This is a genomic window from Bacillus sp. LR_5 (genome assembly GCF_042709275.1).
Map to the genome: position 1 here is coordinate 1 of NZ_JAVAXX010000404.1, position 4,253 is coordinate 4,253.

At 44.2% G+C, this 4,253-nt stretch carries 4 protein-coding genes and 1 pseudogene; 4 read left to right on the top strand and 1 reads right to left on the bottom strand.

Annotated features, from left to right (window positions below; all coding sequences use genetic code 11):
- Together RAC86_RS35820 and RAC86_RS35825 are read left to right on the top strand one after the other, a co-directional pair.
- Positions 1-642: Bax inhibitor-1/YccA family protein (locus RAC86_RS35820; protein ID WP_377886705.1), on the top strand; the 642-nt coding region annotated here is incomplete at its 5' end.
- On the top strand, positions 642-1,634 hold the full coding sequence (locus RAC86_RS35825) for a DMT family transporter (protein WP_259266340.1): 993 nt from the start codon (positions 642-644) through the stop codon (positions 1,632-1,634). The genes RAC86_RS35820 and RAC86_RS35825, both read left to right, overlap by 1 nt.
- 24 nt (positions 1,635-1,658) lie before the next feature.
- Here RAC86_RS35825 and yetL read toward each other — a convergent pair whose 3' ends face one another.
- Complete coding sequence (yetL, locus tag RAC86_RS35830; protein ID WP_326225750.1) at positions 1,659-2,162, bottom strand: transcriptional regulator YetL; 504 nt, start codon at positions 2,160-2,162, stop codon at positions 1,659-1,661.
- Positions 2,163-2,324: 162 nt separating this feature from the next.
- Between yetL and RAC86_RS35835 the strand changes: the two genes are divergently transcribed.
- Together RAC86_RS35835 and RAC86_RS35840 are read left to right on the top strand one after the other, a co-directional pair.
- The gene (locus RAC86_RS35835; protein ID WP_151262078.1) at positions 2,325-3,434 is read left to right on the top strand and encodes an FAD-dependent oxidoreductase; all 1,110 of its coding nucleotides are present in this window, start codon (positions 2,325-2,327) and stop codon (positions 3,432-3,434) included.
- Between the two features lie 179 nt (positions 3,435-3,613).
- Positions 3,614-4,253 (top strand): annotated as a pseudogene (locus RAC86_RS35840) (excalibur calcium-binding domain-containing protein); the annotation flags it as partial.

The following is a 4,253-nucleotide window of genomic DNA, read 5'->3' on the forward strand; positions in this document are numbered from 1 at the left end:
CAAGCTACGGTTCACGAGAGTAAGCAATCGATCATGCAACGCATTTTGACAGTCTTTGTCTTCACTTTGCTGATCGCGACTGTCGGCCTTTTTATCGGCCAATTTGTTCCTGCCGCTTTGATGCTGCCGCTTTCTATTCTTGAAGTGGCGATGATTATTCTGGCCTTCTGGATGCGCAGAAGAAAAGCGGTCGGGTATGCGTTTGTATATACATTCGCGTTCGTTTCCGGCATTACCTTATTTCCGATCGTCAGCCATTACGCTTCCATCGCCGGCGCCTATGTCGTGCTCGAAGCCTTTGGTTCTACATTTGTCATTTTTGCCGTCTTAGGCACAATCGGCGCAAAAATGAAGAAGGATTTATCCTTCCTGTGGTCGTTTCTGCTGGTTGCGGTGCTCGCACTCGCAGTGGTAGGGATTTTCAACATTTTCAGCCCGTTAAACTCAGCGGCGATGATGGCGTACTCCGTGATCGGAACCATCGTCTTTTCCCTTTACATTTTGTATGATTTGAATCAAATCAAACACCGCCACATTACGGAAGACTTGATTCCGGTTATGGCGTTATCGCTGTACCTAGACTTTATCAACTTGTTCATCAACCTGCTCCGCTTCTTCGGCATTTTGAGCAGTGATGATTAATGAAAAAGCGCCTGTCATTGGATAGGCGTTTTTTGCCATACATCAAAAAGGCAGGTGGAGTATTGGTGAAAAAACAAATGGGCGCATATGTATCTCTGGCAGCAGCTATGGCGATCGTCGGCAGTTCTGTCGTTGTCGGCAAGCTGATGGTCGAACGGATTCCGGTCTTTCTTTCCTCAGGATTGCGTTTTTTGATCGCTTCTGTCGTATTGCTCATGCTGCTGTTTTGCATTGAAAAAGGGTTTCCGGCTTTGACGAAAAAAGATGTGTTCGTATTGCTGGTGCAATCATTCACAGGCGTGTTTTTGTTCAGTATTTGCCTGCTGTATGGGGTTCAATATACGACGGGAACGGAAAGCGGCATTTTGACAAGCACAACCCCCATGATGATCGGTATTTTATCCTTTTTCCTGCTTAGAGAAAAAATTGAGAAAAAGACGCTGATCGGCATTTTGCTGGCGGTTTGCGGCGTAATGGCGATTAATTTGTTTGGAGCCGGGAGCCAAGACGGGACGCCGCACGCCTTATTCGGGAACATGCTGATCATTGCTGCAGTCATTGGCGAAGCGTTGTTTACATTGATGGCCAAGCTGCTATCCCCGCATATTTCGGCACTGGCGATTTCGACCTTCGTATCGCTCTTCGGCTTCCTGTTTTTTCTCCCGTTTGCTTTGTTTGAGGCCTCTTCATTTGATTACAGCGTGCCGACTGTTTTGGATTGGTCGTATGTGCTGTATTACGCGCTTTTTGTCACTGTTTTGGCGTTTTACTTATGGTATAGCGGGGTGACGAAGGTGCCGGCGGGGGTATCGGGCATTTTCACATCCGTTCTTCCGGTCTCCGCTGTCATTTTGTCAGGCGTGATATTGAAGGAGCCATTTGAGTTTGTGCATTTCATCGGCATTGCATGTGTCATCGGCGGCATATTTGTTACGGTCATAAAGAAAAAACAGCCGGATGCGTATCCGGCTGCAGAAGAAAAGACGCTTTAGCCTGTCCTGGTCGGACGGGTTTTTTTAGTCTTTAAATACGCTCAGCCTTTCAAAAAGATCACCAAGCATCTTCACGAACATGTCTTTTTCCTCGTCGCTGTAGTTTTCCATGACAGCGGATATTTTGCTGAAATGGCCGGGCAGAAATTGCTCAAGGCGTGCTTTGCCTTCCGTTGTCAGTTCAATGCTGATTTTTCGTTTATCCTCTGTGTGATGCCTGCGGCTGACAAAACCGTCTCTCGTCAGCCCGTCCAGCAGGCCTGTAATTGTTGCTTTCGTGACATTTGACCGCTTGGCAAGCTCTGTCGGACTTAACCTATGATCCTTGGCATCAAAGAGCAGCATCAGGATTTTGAATTTTCCTTCTGAAAGCCCTCGGCCAGCAAAGTAATGCTCCATCACATGATTCATTTTTTTTGAAATATCAAATAGAGATAAAAACAATTCAAGAGAGCCGGCGTCAATATTGGCATACGTTTCGGCGTGCTCTGTTATATGCTTATATTTCGGTAAATGTTTTAATTCCATCGCAAGTAGCTCCCGTACATTCGTTGTGACACGATTATAAAGGAGGGAAAACCATAACGCAACTTGGCTTGGAGATGATTGACAGCTTTTCTTGGGACATAGTAAGGTAATATAGTTAGGTGCCTAACTAATACATATAGAGCTGAAAGGGTGGTTATTGATATGAAACATATGTTAATAGCAGGAGGCGGAATCGGCGGCTTGTCAGCGGCCATTTCTCTCCGTAAGGCAGGGTTTTCCGTCACCTTATGTGAAGCGGCTTCAGAAAACCAAAAAACAGGTGCGGGGATTCTTCAGCCGCAAAACGCACTGGCGGTGTTGAAAGAACTGGGCGTATTCGAAGAGTGCTGTAAGCACGGCTTTCAAACAGAATGGTTTAAAACGTTTGATGAACAGGGGAATTTGCTGTTTCAAGTCAGTGAATCCTTTTTAGACGATTCACTTCCGGGACGCAATAATATCCTGCGCAAAACGTTAAATGACATTCTCATGAAGCATGCCGAGGCGGCGGGTGTAGACATCAAGTGGGGGAAAAAGGTTGTTGCTTATGAAGAAACAGCTGAATCGGTTACTGCCGAATGTGAAGATGGAGAAAAGATGCAGGCTGACATTCTGGCGGGCTTTGACGGCATTCACTCTGTTGTTCGCGATAAGATGCTGCAAAAGGAGACGGAAAAAGAGCATCTCGGCATGGGAGCGTGGCGCTTTTATATCGAACTTCCTGATTACACATTCGAGGACGCAACATTCATATATAGAAGCGGAGACACACAAATCGGGGTGGTGCCATTGGCGGAACACGCTGGCTATATCTTCGTCCTCCAGCCTTGCACGAGCGATTACTGGGATGAGGAAGATACCCGGTTTGATAGAGTAAAAGAGGTTCTTTCTGGTTTTCCGGGGCTGGATTTTGTCACAAAGCACATGTCAAAACAGCATCCTGTCATCTTTAACAAACTGGAGCAGGTCGCCGTGCAGGAGCCATGGCATAAAGGCCGCGTTGTCATCGGAGGAGACGCCGCCCACGCCGGCGCGCCGACCCTGGCGCAAGGAGCGGCAATGGCGATCGAGGATGCCATCGTCCTCGCCGAAGAACTCCAAAACCACGCCGACCACGAAACAGCATTACAGGCGTACTACAAAAGAAGAGCCCCAAGAGCGCTCAAAGTCCAGAACCTATCTTCAGAAATCGTCCGCCGTGGGCTGAAAGGAGAGCCGGGAGCGGAAGAACTGATTGGGGAGTGCTATGCGGTGTTGAGGGAAGGGTATTAAATAGGAAAAGTCCAGAAAGTGATTTCTGGACTTTTTTGTTTAGAAAGAAACAAATGTTTGACTAAATTATCTAGAAATTGATAACGATAAATGATGTAAAATCCTCCGGTATTTGGTAAAATTAAGTCAAAAAATATAAGTTTCTGTTAGAATATCATTATGTAAAATAGGGGGACATTATGCAAAAGTGGATAGGTAAACGCCCTACAGTAGGTCAAAAAACCTTAGTAACAAAGTATGAAAGATTATTACAAGAAGTAGAAATCGCAACCTTATCGTCGCAGGAAAGCGTTCTAAAGATTATCGAAGCTGAATGTGATAAAAAAAGTGGTAGAGAATTAAAAGGGGTATTAGCACTTACTACACAATCCATTTTCTTTGTTTCTAAGCACGAACAAATGACTTATGAATATTCACAAATTAATGATATTGAAGTAAGGACTAATGGAAAAAATAAAAATAGTTGGATTTTAAGCCTTAAAATAGGCCGTTCAAAACGTACATTCGATGATATTAAGAAAAACGATGATAGCCAAGAATTTATAGAGATTTTAGAATACATAATAGCTAATCAATCAAAAGAAATTCTAACGACAGTTACACATGATTTTGATTATTTTTTACATGCTGAAAAATTAAATGATTTACAAAATCGAAATGTTAAAATTACTTCATTTCTAATGAAGAGGGACAATCTAAATCTGTCGAAAAATGGTGAACGATTATTGCGTGAAAAGCATAAAGGTGCTTCCTTGATAGCGGAAGGCTTTTTTCAAGAGGATAGACAAAGTAAGGGTAATTTTATTGTACTCGACAATC